The sequence below is a fragment of the Neobacillus ginsengisoli genome (genome assembly GCF_030813055.1).
This window is the reverse complement of record NZ_JAUSTW010000006.1, coordinates 59,106-74,709: the sequence shown is the minus strand read 5'-3', so window position 1 is coordinate 74,709 and position 15,604 is coordinate 59,106. Positions and strand designations below refer to the sequence as shown.

Below are 15,604 nucleotides of genomic sequence, written 5' to 3'. Positions count from 1 at the left end.
ATTCATTGACTGGCAGACTTAAACCCTTCCCTATCTTACGAGAAACGTAAAATAAAAAATATAAAAATGAACATATAAACAACCCACAATCCAGAGAGGAAAAAGGGCAAAAAAAAGAGGATGATAGCTGATATCATCCTCCTTGTATTCATTTCATAATCCTTTCTTTTGAGGACCTGGAAGTTTTTTTACGTTTACCATTTCCCCCTTTTCCCCCAAATTCCCTATTCCCTTTATAGTTTCTCCTTGGTTTCTCTTGTACCTTTATTTTAGGCTTATTGGCATATCGCGGTGTCTCGGAAGTTAGCTGAACGGGAACATCCCTCTGTTCCTTCGACAACAATTTCAAGGCAATTGAAACTAACGCTATCGAATCATACTGATCGAGCAATTCGCTTGCTGCTTGTTTAAACTGTATGTACTGCTCCTCTTCAACCAATTGAATCATCTTTTCTAATGCGGCTCTTTGTATAGACTCCATTGCCTCTGCTACCGTCGGTATTGATTTGCGCTGGATCTTTCCTTTCGAGGCTTTTTCAATACTGTGAATCTGTCCGGTTTCCCTCGGTGTAACAAATGTAATAGCTAACCCCGTCTTACCTGCTCGCCCCGTTCTGCCGATTCGGTGAACATAACTTTCCGGGTCTTGAGGAATGTCAAAATTGTAGACGTGGGTAACCCCTGAAACATCGATTCCCCTCGCAGCCACATCGGTCGCAACTAAAATATCAATGTTTCCCTCACGAAATTTATTCATCACAACATCTCGCTGTCGTTGATTTAAATCTCCGTGCAACCCATCAGCAAGGTACCCTCTTTTATTCAATGCATCACTTAATTCATCCACGCGTCTTTTTGTTCTTCCAAAAATAACGGCTAATTCTGGGTTATCCACGTCTAGTAGACGGCAAAGCACTTCAAATTTATCTCGTTCATTAACCTCATAATAAATTTGCTTTACAGTTGGAGAGGTAACTTCCTTCGCTTTCATCTTTACTAACTCTGGATCGTTCATAAACCTTTCCGCAAGATTTTGAATCGGTTTGGGCATGGTTGCAGAGAACAGCAAGGTTTGTTTTTCTTCAGGGGTCTCTTTGAGGATTCGTTCGATATCCTCCAGAAAGCCCATATCTAACATTTCATCAGCTTCATCCAAAACCACCACTGAGATGCGGTCTAACTTCAGCGTTTTACGTTGAATGTGGTCCAAAAGTCTTCCAGGTGTTCCCGTAATAATGTGAGGGCCCTTTTTTAATGCCTTGATTTGGCGATCTATAGACTGTCCTCCATAAATAGGGAGAGAAGATATGCCCATATATTTCGCCAGCCGATTGATCTCTTCTGAAACCTGAATAGCTAATTCTCTTGTCGGTGCAATTGCAATCGCCTGAACATATTTTTTGTTCGTATCCACTTTCTCCAAGATCGGTATGGCGAAGGCAGCCGTCTTTCCTGTACCTGTTTGTGCTTGACCAATAATGTCCTTCCCCGTCAAAGCTATGGGAATGGCTTTCTCTTGAATAGGAGATGCTTCTTCAAATCCCATATCCGTAATCGCTCTTTGAATGGGTTCATTAATGCCCATTTCATGAAATGTTGTCATACTTCAAAAACCCCTTCTATGTGTTTACTATTTTTTATATTGGACTAAATTCCTTGATTGAATGCACATATGTATTGATTTTTACAAGCTAATTTAGGGGTAGTACCAGCCAAGCTGTCACCACCTGCAATAAGGAAATGTCAAGATATATAAATTTAATTTTAAAACTTCAAACACGCATACCCCCATCCTGTTTTTTGATGGGGGTAAATAAAGTTATTTAATTTTTGATAAAAAATGCTTTAACAATAAAGTCGTTAAAAATCTAAATTTTATTCCATAATCGCGCCCGATTGTTGAAGATCCTTGTTAAACTTTATTCAAGATATGCCCCTTTTAAACGGTAGACTAGTTACAAAACTCCCTTATAATCTGCTTCTTTATTTCTTCTATCGGAAACTTCTGTAGATAGGTAGATATCATCAACATAATACCTTGTAGCACAGATGAAAAATATAACGATCGTTTCCTTGGTTCCTTTTCTCCCATTCTTTCAAATATTTTACATTGTAACTCAAATTGTCTAGCATTTTCTTCAATAATGAGATGACTGTATTTTATCAACTCTTCATCTGCCTCTGGCTGAGTTTGCAGGTGTAGATAGAACCGATGGACTGCCGGTTTTTTGTAGATATTATCAATGGCACCATTGACTATATGTTCAAGCTGTTCACTAGGTGTATCTAAGGTGATTGCTTCTTCCATGACCTCAACCACTTCCCTGATTCTGGCCTCGACCATTTCAGAAAGCAGCTCTTCTTTTCCTTTGTAGTAGTTATAAAGTAACCCTTTCGAAATGCCCGCTTGTTTGGCTATAGCGCTTATAGAAGTAGTGTAATATCCTTGTTTCATAAATAACTCCATAGCTGCAGCGCGAATTTTTTCTTTGGATGCTTGGCGAATACGGTCATTCTCTTCGGGTGTACGTGGCATTTTAACTTCAATCCTCCAAAAAAGCAATGATTTCTTGATATAAATCTTCAGAATGAGTGAGGGGCAGCATATGATCGGCATCCTCTAATTCAATGAAATGAATGTTTGGAACCTTACGGAAACAATCGGCAACTCGAAAATTATCTGCCAAGTCCTTTTTACCGATAATAAATAAAGTTTCGGGATTCAATTCTCCTAATCGTTCCATTGCTGGCGGCTGAGGCCATTCCATGCAGAAATCAGCGGGCCACTTAAGCATGCGCCCGAAATGATGCCTGAGCATTTGAACAGTGAGATCTTTGTGCGGACTATCGATAACGACTTGATATGTTGGTGAATGAAGGGCAAGCTCTAACATCTTATCTATATTGGGAGCAGCTTCCAATATTTTGTTATGATATTGTTCAAACTCTTTTGAATAGGGAAAACCAGTCAAAGAAGGAGCAATTAATACAAGTTTTGATACTCTTTCAGGGTAATTAAGAGCGAAATCAGTTGCAATCTGTCCGCCCATGGAATGGCCTATAATCGTTGCCTGATTAAGTTCTAGGTAATCCATTAGTGCCAGTACATCTTCAACATAGTTTGCATGTTTTATAGGGGATGGTGATTTACCAGCACCACGGCCATCAAAAGCAATCACTTTGTAATTCTTAGATAAAAGAGATACTAAAAATGTCCATTGCCTCAAATCAGCCCCACCACTATGAATAAGAACAACAGGATGACCATTGCCGGTAATCTCGAAATGTAAATCCAATTTAACCCCTCCGTTTTTACTGAATTTTCAGTATTATTTTATTATTGAATGAACATTTAGTCAATAGAAAACGCAATTTAATTTGAATGATCTAAGTTATTATTTCTATTCCGCAAAATAGCCCTTTCATGCAAAAAGGGCGCTAATCCTATTCCGGAAATGCGCCCTATTGTTGAATAACACTATTTTGAATATTATTTATGATACGGTTCACCGTAACGCATCTAAATGAGGTTTAACATTTTTTTTACTAAAATGAATTTACTAGAAATTCAATAAAGAACAGTACTGATAAAAATGCTATTACCCTTTAAAAGTATTTCCAACATTCAGAAATCTTTATCTTTTCTGGGTGTGCGAAAATAAGGGGTAACTGGCAACTGGCCAGGCTCAAAATTATTTGGGTTTTAACTGGCACTGCTTATGGGCAGAATAAGCATAATCTCTCTTGTAAACCTTCTAAGACTTCTTCTGGCACTTCCCTGACCTTGATATCCCCACCTAGGAAAAGTAGCCAATTTGTTACTTCGGTCAATTCTTCAGGATTATTAACATTGATAAAAGTCTTTAGAATGGCTGTGGTTTGGAAAGGATTCGTATAGGAAATTGAAACTTTTAAAGGATGGTATTTTTTGAACTGGGTAATCGCCTTTGGACCAAGTTCAAGGACAAGGTTAATTACTTCTTCCTGCTTACTTAGTTTTTCTAAAATCTTTTTCTTACTTAATCTTTTTTTCGTAGGGTATGGTTTGACATTGGTGAGATTGTCGACAGGGAAAATCTGCCTCTTTTCATCCTTTAAGACAAAGCCTTCAATCAGCCAAAGGCCTTTATCATGATAAAGGTGCAAGAGATAAATTGGATAAGACCTTATTACCTTCTCTTCTTTGATGGTAATCAATAAATAGCTATCCAAAAGAAGGATTTGGATGAGTTTTTCTAACATAGGATGGGGTAGGTCTGATAGATCAAGTAGGTCGGGATTATTGGGGTTGGTCCCTTCAAAAAGCAAGATTTGATTTAAAAGAACAAGGTCATCTTGCTGGTTTTCTGAGATGAGGCCTAGTAATTTTTCAGCTAAAGACTGACGACTCTTTAGATAAGGGAGTTGTTTATTTCTTGTGGCCATAAAGGCAATAAAAAGAGCTTTAATCTCATTATCGGTAAAGCGAACAGTGGGCAGGACAGAGTTGTTCATGACAAAATAACCCCCATCCCTTCCAACTTCAGCGACAAGTGGCATCCCCATGGCTTCAATTTCTCTGATATCTCTAATAGCTGTCGAACGAGAGATGTTAAATTCTCGCATGATTTCAGAAATTGTAAAGTGGGCGCGGTTGTTGATATACCGCATGATGATATTAATCCGTTCAACTTTTTTCATCGGGACCTCCCAAACAGTATCATTTTTTGACATGATTTAAGACTATTATAAACTCATCAAGTGAAAAGACAAATCATTTGATTAATTTAAAAAAGAGGAAGGTTTTGAATATGGCAGATTATACTCTAGAAGAAAAAGACAGCTTTACCGTTTTAGGTATTGGAACTGAGCTTAAGAGCGATTACACAGACTTTGCTGGCATAAACAAGGAAAAGGCAGACTTTTGGTGGGCCGTCAAACAAGATGGAAGGCTTGACACTTTAAAAGCCATAGCCACAAATGACTACATTTTTGCCGTGAACGAAGCGGTGAATAACAAGATGATGCATTATGCTGGCGTCACGACAGAGGCATCGGTACCAGAAGCATCCAGAGTTATCCAATTTCCTAAGGGGGAATACCTAGTTGTTAAAGGAGAAGGGAATACGGCTGATGAGTTGAGTAATAAGCTTGTTGGCATTGCCTTTGGTCAAGTCTTGCCAGAAGCAAAGGATTTTGCCTATGTTGGTGGGCCAAATGCAACGGTTGAGATGGGGTTGCGAAACGGCTTAGTATTTGGTGAAATGTGGATTCCTGTTGTTAGGAAATAAAGAGATAAAAGGAGGGATGGAATTGTCCTATATCGTTGATTTTAAAAATGTGTCTACGGTTGGTTTAGAGTCTTCACCTGTAGCAGAAGCGCTTGCTGGTTTACGTGCTAATGAAGCCCGTTACTTTATGAACAAATACAAGTATGAATTTACGGTTGTACCAGCTAGCGAAAGCCAGGAGACCCTTGATTATGTGAACCGAATTTTGAAAGAAGAACGTGATATTGAGTTTGAGGCCAAACCTTTAGAAACGTCGCGTTTTCAAGTGGAAAATATCAAATTTGCCTACGTCATTTATGAGGATGGTCTTGTGGTCAACGTCATGTATACGGTTGATGACCCTAAGAAGCGGGCTGTTGGTTTTAAGCTTTCTGAGGGGATGGAGGTACCAAAGGAGTTAGAAGGGAAGTTTAAGTTTGCTAGGCAGAAGTCTAAACTAGCTGGAACAATTCGGGGCTCGTTTTTTGTAATTAAAGGAGAATATTAAAGTAAGCAAAAACGCAAGTGGAGGAATTCAGCCATTTTTTGTATTTGGTTATTCTTTTTCTTCATTTGAATAAGAAAATCCTGATTGAGCAAAAAAATTAAATTCATCGCAAGAGCAAAAACAATCATTCATGCAACAAATGTTCATCTAGGCATTCAAATAACAAAACAGCACCTCTCCATCAAATTAGAGGGTGCTGTTACTTTTTTCGCAAAAACATCACTTACTTATGATACGGTTCACTCCGATTAATCCCAAACAAAATTAAATGAAATACCAATAAATTCCTGAACTCTTCCTCCACAATCTGGCCCTTTAATGGAATAACTAAAATATGGGCTTAGTCCTAAAATTGCTCATAGCGGAGCATAGGGCTCGGAGGCAAAGGTAAAAACCGGAAAGGAGAAACCACGAATTGTACTTGTGCTATGCCTAAATAGGCTAACGCACGTTTTAAGTTAGTGGAAGCTCCTTTATACGGAAAGATAAAATGTGAAAACCCACGAATATCAGAGTGCTAACCGCAGTAGAGATTTTTGCCTTCGTGCCGTGTGCTTAACTTTTTACTATCAATATGAAAGGAGAAATTTATTCATTCAATCTTTCACAATCTGAAGAGAAGCTGCCAATATGACTGCTCCGTCCCGTTCTTTAATTCTTGCATCTGAGGGTTGAATAAAAGTGGGCTTATATGTGATTTTTTAATCTCTTTTCCATCAGTTCTGCCATTTGTTTCGAATTTGGATTTCCTTCATTTTGTAATTTATCAATGATGTTAATATACTCCGTTTCATTTCGGTTCTGACTTAATTTATATGCAGCCTGAATTTCTCCCACCTTAATCTTAAATCCAACTATACCTTTCAGTTCACTTTCTAAGAGATGAGGAGAAAGTTTATCCCATAAAACAGGATTTTCACGATTTTCTTCATATTTTTCCAGCATTATTGTTAATTCTTCTATTAATTCATCTTTCTCTAAAATGCTTGCTTTACCATATACATGGACGGCTTGATAATTCCATGTTGGAACTTCTTCATGCCCATACCAAGAAGAAGAAATGTAAGCGTTCGGTCCCTGAAACATAACAAGCACATCTTCACAGGTTTCAAATGTTCTCCACTGAAGATTTCCATAAGCCATATGCCCTGTAATATAATAATCATCACCTTTTTTATTTAACCCCAAAGGCAAATGAGTGGCAATTGGTTTCCCTTGTTCTGTTGTGACAATCGTGCCAAAAGAGTTTATTTGAACAAAATCCCAAATTTCATCAACATTTGTGACCTTAAAATATTTTGGAATATACATAATAATCCACCTTTCAAAAAAAGTTATATGAGTGTTTTGGTCATTATAAAGTCCATTTGTTCTTCATCACCCATATAAAAAGAGTGGGCTCCAGTTTGAACAAACCCCATTTTCTTATAAAAAGCAATAGCATTTTCATTTTTTTCCCATACGCCTAGCCAAATTTTCTTTTTATTACGTTCCATCGCAATTTCCATAGCTCTATTCAGCAGATATTTACCAAGCCCATGTTTTTGGAATTTGTTCTTTATATAAATCCTCTCGATTTCAAGTGATTCATCACCCATTTCTTCAGACTGTGCATCATTGGCATTCACCTTTAAATATCCAGCGACTTCATTATTAAAATAAACAAAAAAGAATTGCGACGAAATATTGGATAATTCTTTTTCTAATTGTTTTAAGTTAAATGCCCTTTCCAAATAAGCATTCATATTTTCGGGTGAATTCTGATGCTTAAATGTCTCATTAAATGTTTCATAACTAATTTCTTGAAGTTTGCGTGAATCTTCAAGGGTACACTTTTTTATATTTATAGTCATTTAAATATGTCGCTCCTTTATATAATCAATAATTTCTCTTGTTTCCCTTTTTTACAAATTCCCAGTCTTTTCCTATATTTTTTCTTACTCTTATATTCGCACAAGGTACAAATACTGCCCTTGTGTAAGGTCATATTCTTTAAATTCTATATTACTTATAGAATCTAATGCCCTTGCTATCATTCCAATTTCACGAAGAATTTCCTTCATAATTAACTCCTTAGTACATATTTTTGTTGCAAACGCAATAAAAATGCCATATATTAAATTTAACCCAACTTTGTTGCATTTGCAACAAAAAATAATGATAAAGAGGTCGAGTAAAGTGAAATATGTTTTTTATGTATTAGGAATTTTAATATTAACCCTTGGTATTTCTTTCACTATACAATCTGACCTTGGAACTTCACCTTTTGATGCACTTTTGGTAGGACTGTCCATAAATGTGGGGCTTACTGTGGGCAGTTGGGAGATAATAATAGCTTTAATATTGATATGTTGTAATTCATTTTTAAAAAGACAAAGACCAGAAGTTTTGGGGTTGTTAACAGCATTTATAACGGGTATTGGTATTGATATGTGGCTTTTTTTATTGCATAATTTGATAACACCTGAACTATGGTACAGCAAAGTTGTTTTTTTTGGAATCGGCTTAGTTGTTATAGGATTAGGAACTGCAACATATTTACACACAAATTTTGCACCAATTCCAGTTGACCGATTAACCTTAATCATACAAGAATTAACTAGAACAAATATACTGTTATCGAGAACATTCATTTACCTGGTATTCTTGATGATGGCAATAATATTCAATGGACCCATTGGCATTGGAACTTTATTAACCGTTTGTTTAGGAGGACTAATACTCAATTACTTCATGCCACTTACTAAAAAAGTAATAGACCGCATATTAACACTCTCTAGTACATCACCAAATTATGATAAAGATAAAAACCATTCAATATAGGATGGTTTTTGTTGTTCTTGTTCCACTCCCTCCCCGTTACTTTAAGCATTTTTCACAATCTCTTCTAAAATGAACATAGATATCCAATTTTCTTTTATAGGTATTGCTCTACAATCTGTCCCGATTGCTTAAAACGAAAAAGTCGAGGCTATACGAAATGCTCACGACCTTTTCGTTAATTACAAAAATTAATTTAAATGTGTGACATAGCTTTTTTAATATACTTATATAGCTCTCCATCTACTCCATATTGGAGTGGATTGTTTGGATTTTCTGCATGGAAACGTTCAGCTGCCTTAATAATCTCAGGGTCACCACCAGTAAACTTATTAGTTAATTCCTGCCAACGTTTAGCTAATTGTACAACAACAGGGCTTTCTGGCGGTGTATCTTTTTCTAATTCCACTCGGACATTAGCAATTAATTCAGCCCAATCATTTTCTACTTGCCTTTTTTCTTCTAAGCTGAATTGGTCTGTTTGATTTTTCATTTTTTCTAATTGTTCTTTCGTAAAATATTGTTCACTCATATTTATCACCTCAATTAATTTAATAAATTGTTCAGACTGAACTTCCTGTTGAGTTGCAAGTAGCTGATACATGCCTTCTAGCCTACTGTATAACTGTTCTTGTACTTCAATTTGTTTCTTTACAGTTTCTAACTGTATATTGATTACTTCAATTGGATTAAAATTAGGATTTTCAATCGCTGCTTTAATCTCTTCTAAGGAAAACCCCAATTGTTTTAGTGATAGGATTTGTTGCAACTTTTCAATATCTGCTTCGGTATAAATTCTATGTCCCGATTCCGTAACCTCAGATGAAGAAAATAAGCCAATCTGGTCATAGTGGTGGAGTGTACGTACCGTTAGACCAGTTTGTTTTGCCAATTCTCCTATTTTCCAATATCTATTTATGATCATCCCCTCATTTCGCACGATTGTTATTGCCGGCAACATTACTATACAACCTGACGTCACGTTAGGTTCAAGTGTTTTCTCATTTTTTATTTTCAATTTTAAGTTCCCAGGAGAATGGGTCATTACGGAACAGGAAAAGGAGCCACTATCTATCGATTTACGAGTGATCACTTCTCTTCTTACTACACAAAAATCATTCATACTAATTCAAGGGATGCAATTCATGTTTTAGACGGTTTATTGCATCACGAGACTGATTTCGGGGGAATCGTCAGGAAAATTTGCTTAGCGTTGTAAATCCGCATTTTCCTGACGATTCCCCTAGATGATGGTTAATAATAAAGCAATTTCAATCTCCATAGCTATGCATGCACTACTTTCATTCGGGCACACCAAAAAAGAGGATAGTCTTTATCGACTACCCTAAGAACATTATCGTACATTCACTTGACTCTTTGATTTTGCAAGCTCTGCTGCTACATCAACAATCATATCCTCTTGACCGCCGACTACTTTACGTTTACCTAATTCTATTAAAATATCACGTGAATCGATTCCAAACTTAGCTGCGGCACGTTTGGCATGAAGGGCAAAACTGGAATAGACACCGGCATAACCAAGGACAAGGCCATCCCTCGTAATCTCTTGAGGAGTTTTCAAGATTGGGGCGACAATTTCTTCAGCCAAATCCATCATTTTGTAAACGTCTACTCCTGTTTTAATTCCCATTCGATCAAGTACAGCTACCATCACTTCTGTTTGGGTATTACCGGCACCGGCGCCTAAACAGCGAACACTTCCATCTATGCGTGTAGCACCTTCTTCGATTGCCACCAAGGAGTTTGCCATCGCAAGGGATAAATTGTTATGACCATGGAATCCAATGTTTATTCCTACATGCAGTTTAAGAGCACGGATCCGTTCCCGAACCTGTTCCGGAAGCAAGGCACCGGCGGAATCGACCACATAGACCGTATCTGCTCCGTAGCTCTCCATTAATTTAGCCTGCTCAACTAATTTACCTGCTTCTGCCATATGGGACATCATCAAGAATCCAACTGTTTCCATACCCAGTTCTTTTGCAGCATGGATATGCTGCGGGGCAACGTCTGCTTCCGTAACATGAGTGGCAACACGGGCCATTTTAGCTCCCAATTTTGCCGCTTCCTTTAATTCTTTGATGGTTCCAATCCCCGGAAGCGTCAGTACGGCGATTTTTGCCTGATCCGCTACCGACACAGCTGCTTCAATTAATTCCATTTCATTTGTTCGGGAAAGTCCATATTGCAAGGATGATCCTGCTAAACCGTCTCCATGTGTTACTTCAATATAAGGTACACCTGCATCATTTAAAGCTTTCGCTACTTTTAGAACCTGCTCTACAGTGTATTGGTGAGCAATGGCATGACTGCCATCACGCAATGCCACCTCGGTGATAAAAATATCTCGAACATTTGGCATTATTTTTTCTCTCCCTTCCACAGCTTAAACCGGCTGTTTTTCTACTAGATTTTCCGCAAATTCTTCCGCCACTTTTACCCCGGCAGCTGTCATAATATCAAGGTTCCCTGAGTATTTCGGTAAATAATCGCCTGCACCTTCCACTTCAATGAATATGGTTACTTTATTGCCATCAAAGATTGGTTCCGTCCGCAGACGATAACCGGGGACATAGGATTGAACCGTTTTCGCCATATCTTCAATGGATTGGGTAATTTTCGCTTCGTCCATCGTTCCATCTTCTACCAGTGCATAGACTGTATCGCGCATTAAAATCGGTGGTTCAGCAGGGTTTAGGATAATAATCGCTTTCCCTTTCTTTGCTCCTCCTACTTCTTCAATGGCTCTTGCTGTGGTTTGTGTAAACTCATCAATATTGGCACGGGTTCCGGGTCCGGCACTGCGGCTGGAAATGGTGGCTACGATTTCCGCATATTCTACCGGGCTGACACGATTTACGGCATGGACCATTGGAATAGTCGCCTGGCCGCCGCAAGTAATGAGGTTAATATTATCCGCTTCTAAATTTGAACCTATATTTACCGAAGGAACCACTAAAACGCCCCTTGCTGCTGGAGTCATATCAATCGCTTTTATTCCTGCTACTTTTAACATTTTGGCATGGCGGACATGCGCCTTTGCTGATGTTGCATCGAACACAATATCAGCTAATTCAGCGTGGTGTTCAAGGAATCCCTCTAAGCCAGTATCAACCGCCAAGTAACCTAGCTCTTTAGCACGCCGTAAACCATCTGACTCAGGGTCAATTCCAATGACAGCCGTAAGCTCCAAAATAGTAGACCGGCCGAGTTTGATCATAAGATCGGTTCCGATATTGCCTGAACCAAGAATAGCAACTTTAACTTTAGACAAATCCATTCTCCTCCTTAGTGATTCAGAATCTTTTTTTATGTAGCCAAACCTACACAAGGGCATGTTCGGCATTATACCCCATACTTTGCGAAATCTTGGCAGCAGCAAGTTTGATCACTTTGATGACTTCAACAAGCTTTTCTTCGCTCAACCTGATTTTAGGTGAGGCGCAGCTAATTGCAGCGATCACTTTACCCTGGTGATCAAAAATTGGCGCGGCAACGCATTTGAGTCCCAATTCGATTTCTTCATCGTCAATTGAATAGCCTTGCTCCTGAATCGTACGTAACTGTTTTTTTATGTCCTCTTTATCAGTCAATGTGTACTCTGTAAACGATTGCAAATCCGTGTTCGATAAAATCCTTTCAATTTCTTCTTCCTCTTGAAAGGCAAGAATCGCTTTTCCAACCCCTGTACAATGAATTGGAGCTCTTTTGCCAACCTGTGAGTAAATCCTTAAGGCACGAGGGCCGTCTAACTTTTCAATGTAAATCACTTCACCGCGTTCAAATACAACGAGGTGGACCGTTTCCATCAGGTCCTCCACAAGTTCTTTTATGATTGGACGGGCAATTTTTCCAAGGTCAAGGTTATTAACAACCCTATTTCCCAGTTCAAAAAGCTTCAAACCAAGCTTATACTTCAAATCATCGGGATTTTGCTCCAGGTACCCTCTATACTCAAGTGTCTTGATAATGCCATGAACCGTACTCTTAGATAAACCAAGCTTGTCACTAATCTCTTTAACACTTAGATCTTGATGTGCGGCCAAAAACAATTCAAGGACATCCGCTGCTCTTTCAATTGATTGAATTAAACGTTCAGCCATTTCTATCTCCTTTCGTTCGATATTATCGAACGTCGTTCGTAAATATTTACTTTATGAATTAATGGTATCTCCTACCCTATTCATTTGTCAATAAAATTTTAAATATGCTGCACCAAATAAAACGAAGTAGCATCCCTTTTTTAGGAGATTCAGTTGTCCATCCAGATGCTGTTCCAAAGAGCTTTCGTTTATTCGTATTAATTTTTTAATCTAGAGCAAGTGCCGAGTCAATTTATCATTTTTATTAATATATATGGTAATATTAGGTTAATAGACAAGCTGGTGGTGAGTAAATTGGAACCTAAATGGCTGGATTGGGCAAAACAGCTTCAATCCATTGCACAGGCGGGATTAGCGTATTCAAAAGATGTTTATGATTTGGAGCGATTTGAAGAAATAAGAAAGTTAAGCGTTGACATCTTAGCACAATATACGGATTTAGAAAAAACGATTATCAAAGATTTATTTGCAAGTGAAACCGGTTATGCCACTCCTAAGGTCGACATTCGAGCTGTTGTCTTTAAAGATAATAAACTACTTATGGTCAGGGAAACTACCGATGGGAAATGGTCTTTACCCGGCGGCTGGGCTGATATTGGTCTAACACCAAGTGAAGTGGCTGTTAAGGAAGTAAAAGAAGAATCGGGATTTGTTGTAAAAGCGGTCAAATTATTAGCTGTTTTAGATAATAAGTGTCATCCGCACCCTCCTTCTGCTTTTCATATTTATAAAGTAATTATTCAATGTGAAATCATCGGCGGACAGCCAACTATAGGCATCGAAACAAGTGAGGTTAAGTTCTTTGCTGAAAATGAACTGCCACCGCTATCAACAGGACGGATTACAAAAACACAAATAGAGCTGGCTTTTAAATACTTAAAAAATCCTCAAGAACCTGTTTATTTCGACTAAAAGAGGGTCATTCTTTCTTAAAAACCAAGATGTATTTTGAAATTCCTCAAAATACATCTTGGTTTTTTAATTACTATTTTCTAAAACATAATGACCGTTTTCTCTTTTTCTTTCAGATTTCGGATATCATGAACGCCGAGTTCAATGGAATTATCGGATAGTTATTTTTAAAACTGACTAATTTTTGTATCTAATCAGGTATTTTTTTTAGTCTTTTTGGACATTACTTGAACATCCTATTTTTGAAGGGAGTTCAGTAAAAAGTGTTTGGTTTTTTCGGCTTTGGTAAAAAGAGAAGTAAATTAGGGAAGTGGCTCGATAACAGAGGGATTTCTCAAACGTGGTTAGCACAAAGGGCCGGAGTTAATAGGAATACGATTAACGTTCTAGCAGCAGGCAACACTGACCGCGCACCTACAACAAGGACGATAAGTAAAATTGTAAAAGCTTTAAAGGAAGTAGACCCAAACGTAAGAGCGGATGATTTCTTTGACTTGTAGGAGGGATAAACATGAACAGGGATCTTAATGAATACATTTTTGAGCTAAATAGACTTATAGCCGACAAAACGAAAGATATTGAACAATGTGATAAAGAACTTAATTACTGGGATTATGACTACATTGTAAGAAGGGCATTATTGTTTTACAAATCGGAGTCACAATATCAATTGAACAGATATAAAAACAAATTAAATACTGCTTTGCAGGAATTAGAATGTATTAGGTAAGAATGATTCGTGTTAAGCCTTGACCTAAAAATTCAAAAAAAAAAATGGGGTGAAAATAAGTGGCAGCAACTGTCACAGCTAAGTTAGCCGTTTATATGATGAAGAACCGGCAAAGGATTACGATCGTCATCGTATTTGCTTTAAGTGTAATGGCAGGTTTGTTGCTTGGAAGTTATACTTCTCAACATCAGGCAATGGGGAACATTCATTCACCTGCCAAAACGGGGAAAGGCGAACATGCAAATAATCTAAAGACATCCGGTACAACCGTAGGTGGCGGAAATGTTTCTCCACTGGGAGAACAAACGTTTACTGCAATGATTACCGAAGCACAAAAATATATAGGGTGGCCTTATGTGTGGGGAGGTGCAAATCCTACTACAGGATTTGATTGTTCCGGCTTTACACAATGGACATTCGCTAAGGCTGGTATAAAGCTTCCACGAACAGCTCAGGAACAATACGATGCTTCTTTGAAAATCCTGCCAGCAGAAGCAAAGCCGGGTGACCTTGTCTTTTATACCGGTACTTATGCGTCAGATCATTTTATTACACATATAGGCATTTACTTAGGAAAAGGGAAAATGCTAGATTCTGATGATTCCGGTATAGGAATCCATACCATTCATTCGACCTACTGGAAATCTCATCTGGCCGGTTTTGGAAGAGTGTTACATTAGGCCCGTAATCTTACTAATAAGCGAAAAATAGTGGCTGATAACCCCATTTCTGAAGAAAGGGGGTTTACGTTACTCTTATCCTTTATTTCCCGTCTGTATCTTAACAGTTTCTCTGAATTGGTCCATATTAAAGTTCTTACCCGGACAACTTTTAGTTACACCCTTTAATTCTCGGTGTCCCAGAATCTGAGTGGTCGGTAAATGATATCGGATTAAAAGGAAAATGCACAGTTTAGTCAAAGATTTTAGTTGTTCCTTTGTAGGTGTATGAAGATCAAAATTCCCCGCTAAACAAATACCTAATGATTTATCATTATAGGAAAACGCATGTGCACCAACATGGTATCCTCTTCCTTTCAACACTTTCCCATTTTCTTCAATAAAAAAGTTATATCCAATTCCACTCCATCCGCAATGATCCTGATGAAACATATGTGTTTTAATAATATCCCAGCCAATTTCTTCTGTATGATGCACGATAAGGTATTCGACATCTTTTAAAAGAATAAGAGGATCATTAAATGATAAATGAATGTCCTTTATAAATTCAGGTTCTGCCTTCATCATTCACACTCCTAAAA

At 37.9% G+C, this 15,604-nt stretch carries 19 protein-coding genes and 2 pseudogenes; 9 read left to right on the top strand and 12 right to left on the bottom strand.

From position 1 onward, the window contains the following. Window positions 1–148: 148 nt before the first annotated feature. The 4 genes from J2S10_RS17820 to J2S10_RS17805 all read right to left on the bottom strand — a co-directional run bounded on the left by J2S10_RS17820 (window position 149) and on the right by J2S10_RS17805 (window position 4,680). Window positions 149–1,603, bottom strand: coding sequence for a DEAD/DEAH box helicase (locus tag J2S10_RS17820; RefSeq protein ID WP_307410229.1), 1,455 nt, complete (start codon window positions 1,601–1,603; stop codon window positions 149–151). A gap of 348 nt (window positions 1,604–1,951) precedes the next feature. Further along, window positions 1,952–2,536: a TetR/AcrR family transcriptional regulator gene (locus tag J2S10_RS17815; RefSeq protein ID WP_307410227.1), complete on the bottom strand. Its 585-nt coding sequence runs from the start codon at window positions 2,534–2,536 to the stop codon at window positions 1,952–1,954. Between the two features lie 7 nt (window positions 2,537–2,543). Next, entirely contained in the window at window positions 2,544–3,296 is a 753-nt protein-coding gene (locus J2S10_RS17810; protein ID WP_307410225.1) for an alpha/beta fold hydrolase, read from the bottom strand. 421 nt (window positions 3,297–3,717) lie between these two features. Next, the gene (locus J2S10_RS17805; RefSeq protein ID WP_307410223.1) at window positions 3,718–4,680 is read right to left on the bottom strand and encodes a helix-turn-helix transcriptional regulator; all 963 of its coding nucleotides are present in this window, start codon (window positions 4,678–4,680) and stop codon (window positions 3,718–3,720) included. Window positions 4,681–4,790: 110 nt separating this feature from the next. On the opposite strand from J2S10_RS17805, the gene J2S10_RS17800 reads away from it, so the two are divergent. From J2S10_RS17800 to J2S10_RS17790, 3 genes are all read left to right on the top strand, one after another. Continuing rightward, entirely contained in the window at window positions 4,791–5,270 is a 480-nt protein-coding gene (locus tag J2S10_RS17800) for a GyrI-like domain-containing protein (RefSeq protein WP_307410221.1), read from the top strand. 22 nt (window positions 5,271–5,292) lie between these two features. Then, window positions 5,293–5,757 (top strand): phage tail protein, encoded by a 465-nt coding sequence (locus J2S10_RS17795; RefSeq protein ID WP_307410218.1) that lies wholly within the window; start codon window positions 5,293–5,295, stop codon window positions 5,755–5,757. An 84-nt stretch (window positions 5,758–5,841) separates the two neighbouring features. After that, window positions 5,842–6,009 (top strand): hypothetical protein, encoded by a 168-nt coding sequence (locus tag J2S10_RS17790; protein ID WP_307410216.1) that lies wholly within the window; start codon window positions 5,842–5,844, stop codon window positions 6,007–6,009. Between the two features lie 435 nt (window positions 6,010–6,444). On the opposite strand, the gene J2S10_RS17785 is transcribed toward J2S10_RS17790, so the two are convergent. The 3 genes and pseudogenes from J2S10_RS17785 to J2S10_RS17775 all read right to left on the bottom strand — a co-directional run. Next, complete coding sequence (locus J2S10_RS17785) at window positions 6,445–7,068, bottom strand: FMN-binding negative transcriptional regulator (protein WP_307410214.1); 624 nt, start codon at window positions 7,066–7,068, stop codon at window positions 6,445–6,447. Window positions 7,069–7,091: 23 nt separating this feature from the next. Continuing rightward, entirely contained in the window at window positions 7,092–7,610 is a 519-nt protein-coding gene (locus J2S10_RS17780; protein ID WP_307410212.1) for a GNAT family N-acetyltransferase, read from the bottom strand. 93 nt (window positions 7,611–7,703) lie between these two features. Next, window positions 7,704–7,820: pseudogene (locus tag J2S10_RS17775) on the bottom strand (MarR family transcriptional regulator); the annotation flags it as partial. A 115-nt stretch (window positions 7,821–7,935) separates the two neighbouring features. Here J2S10_RS17775 and J2S10_RS17770 point away from each other — a divergent pair. Then, window positions 7,936–8,580, top strand: a complete 645-nt coding sequence (locus tag J2S10_RS17770; protein ID WP_307410210.1) for a YczE/YyaS/YitT family protein — start codon at window positions 7,936–7,938, stop codon at window positions 8,578–8,580. Between the two features lie 193 nt (window positions 8,581–8,773). Here J2S10_RS17770 and J2S10_RS17765 read toward each other — a convergent pair whose 3' ends face one another. Beyond that, window positions 8,774–9,538: a MerR family transcriptional regulator gene (locus tag J2S10_RS17765; RefSeq protein WP_307410208.1), complete on the bottom strand. Its 765-nt coding sequence runs from the start codon at window positions 9,536–9,538 to the stop codon at window positions 8,774–8,776. A gap of 81 nt (window positions 9,539–9,619) precedes the next feature. Here J2S10_RS17765 and J2S10_RS17760 point away from each other — a divergent pair. Continuing rightward, window positions 9,620–9,757, top strand: a pseudogene (locus J2S10_RS17760) (Tn3 family transposase); the annotation flags it as partial. 174 nt (window positions 9,758–9,931) lie between these two features. On the opposite strand, the gene dmpG reads toward J2S10_RS17760, so the two are convergent. The 3 genes from dmpG to J2S10_RS17745 are packed head-to-tail and all read right to left on the bottom strand — an operon-like array spanning window position 9,932 to window position 12,701. After that, window positions 9,932–10,960, bottom strand: a complete 1,029-nt coding sequence (gene dmpG / locus J2S10_RS17755) for a 4-hydroxy-2-oxovalerate aldolase (RefSeq protein WP_307410204.1) — start codon at window positions 10,958–10,960, stop codon at window positions 9,932–9,934. Between the two features lie 24 nt (window positions 10,961–10,984). Continuing rightward, complete coding sequence (locus tag J2S10_RS17750) at window positions 10,985–11,872, bottom strand: acetaldehyde dehydrogenase (acetylating) (protein ID WP_307410202.1); 888 nt, start codon at window positions 11,870–11,872, stop codon at window positions 10,985–10,987. 49 nt (window positions 11,873–11,921) lie between these two features. After that, entirely contained in the window at window positions 11,922–12,701 is a 780-nt protein-coding gene (locus tag J2S10_RS17745; protein ID WP_307410200.1) for an IclR family transcriptional regulator, read from the bottom strand. A gap of 294 nt (window positions 12,702–12,995) precedes the next feature. Between J2S10_RS17745 and J2S10_RS17740 the strand changes: the two genes are divergently transcribed. From J2S10_RS17740 to J2S10_RS17725, 4 genes are all read left to right on the top strand, one after another. After that, a complete protein-coding gene (locus J2S10_RS17740) occupies window positions 12,996–13,613 on the top strand; it encodes an NUDIX hydrolase (RefSeq protein ID WP_307410198.1) in 618 nt (205 codons plus the stop codon). Window positions 13,614–13,876: 263 nt separating this feature from the next. Next, a complete protein-coding gene (locus J2S10_RS17735; RefSeq protein ID WP_307410196.1) occupies window positions 13,877–14,113 on the top strand; it encodes a helix-turn-helix domain-containing protein in 237 nt (78 codons plus the stop codon). Between the two features lie 11 nt (window positions 14,114–14,124). Continuing rightward, complete coding sequence (locus J2S10_RS17730) at window positions 14,125–14,343, top strand: hypothetical protein (protein WP_307410194.1); 219 nt, start codon at window positions 14,125–14,127, stop codon at window positions 14,341–14,343. Window positions 14,344–14,402: 59 nt separating this feature from the next. After that, the gene (locus tag J2S10_RS17725) at window positions 14,403–15,023 is read left to right on the top strand and encodes a C40 family peptidase (protein ID WP_307410192.1); all 621 of its coding nucleotides are present in this window, start codon (window positions 14,403–14,405) and stop codon (window positions 15,021–15,023) included. Between the two features lie 75 nt (window positions 15,024–15,098). Here J2S10_RS17725 and J2S10_RS17720 read toward each other — a convergent pair whose 3' ends face one another. Continuing rightward, complete coding sequence (locus tag J2S10_RS17720) at window positions 15,099–15,587, bottom strand: peptidoglycan recognition protein family protein (protein WP_307410190.1); 489 nt, start codon at window positions 15,585–15,587, stop codon at window positions 15,099–15,101. Between the last annotated feature and the right edge of the window lie 17 nt (window positions 15,588–15,604).

Excerpts from the sequence above, each read along its gene's own strand:
- J2S10_RS17820 (WP_307410229.1), bottom strand. The coding sequence starts at position 1,603 with ATGACAACATTTCATGAAATGGGCATTAATGAACCCATTCAAAGAGCG.
- J2S10_RS17815 (WP_307410227.1), bottom strand. The coding sequence starts at position 2,536 with ATGCCACGTACACCCGAAGAGAATGACCGTATTCGCCAAGCATCCAAA.
- J2S10_RS17805 (WP_307410223.1), bottom strand. The coding sequence starts at position 4,680 with ATGAAAAAAGTTGAACGGATTAATATCATCATGCGGTATATCAACAAC.
- J2S10_RS17800 (WP_307410221.1), top strand. The coding sequence starts at position 4,791 with ATGGCAGATTATACTCTAGAAGAAAAAGACAGCTTTACCGTTTTAGGT.
- J2S10_RS17785 (WP_307410214.1), bottom strand. The coding sequence starts at position 7,068 with ATGTATATTCCAAAATATTTTAAGGTCACAAATGTTGATGAAATTTGG.
- J2S10_RS17780 (WP_307410212.1), bottom strand. The coding sequence starts at position 7,610 with ATGACTATAAATATAAAAAAGTGTACCCTTGAAGATTCACGCAAACTT.
- J2S10_RS17765 (WP_307410208.1), bottom strand. The coding sequence starts at position 9,538 with ATGTTGCCGGCAATAACAATCGTGCGAAATGAGGGGATGATCATAAAT.
- dmpG (WP_307410204.1), bottom strand. The coding sequence starts at position 10,960 with ATGCCAAATGTTCGAGATATTTTTATCACCGAGGTGGCATTGCGTGAT.
- J2S10_RS17745 (WP_307410200.1), bottom strand. The coding sequence starts at position 12,701 with ATGGCTGAACGTTTAATTCAATCAATTGAAAGAGCAGCGGATGTCCTT.
- J2S10_RS17730 (WP_307410194.1), top strand. The coding sequence starts at position 14,125 with ATGAACAGGGATCTTAATGAATACATTTTTGAGCTAAATAGACTTATA.
- J2S10_RS17720 (WP_307410190.1), bottom strand. The coding sequence starts at position 15,587 with ATGAAGGCAGAACCTGAATTTATAAAGGACATTCATTTATCATTTAAT.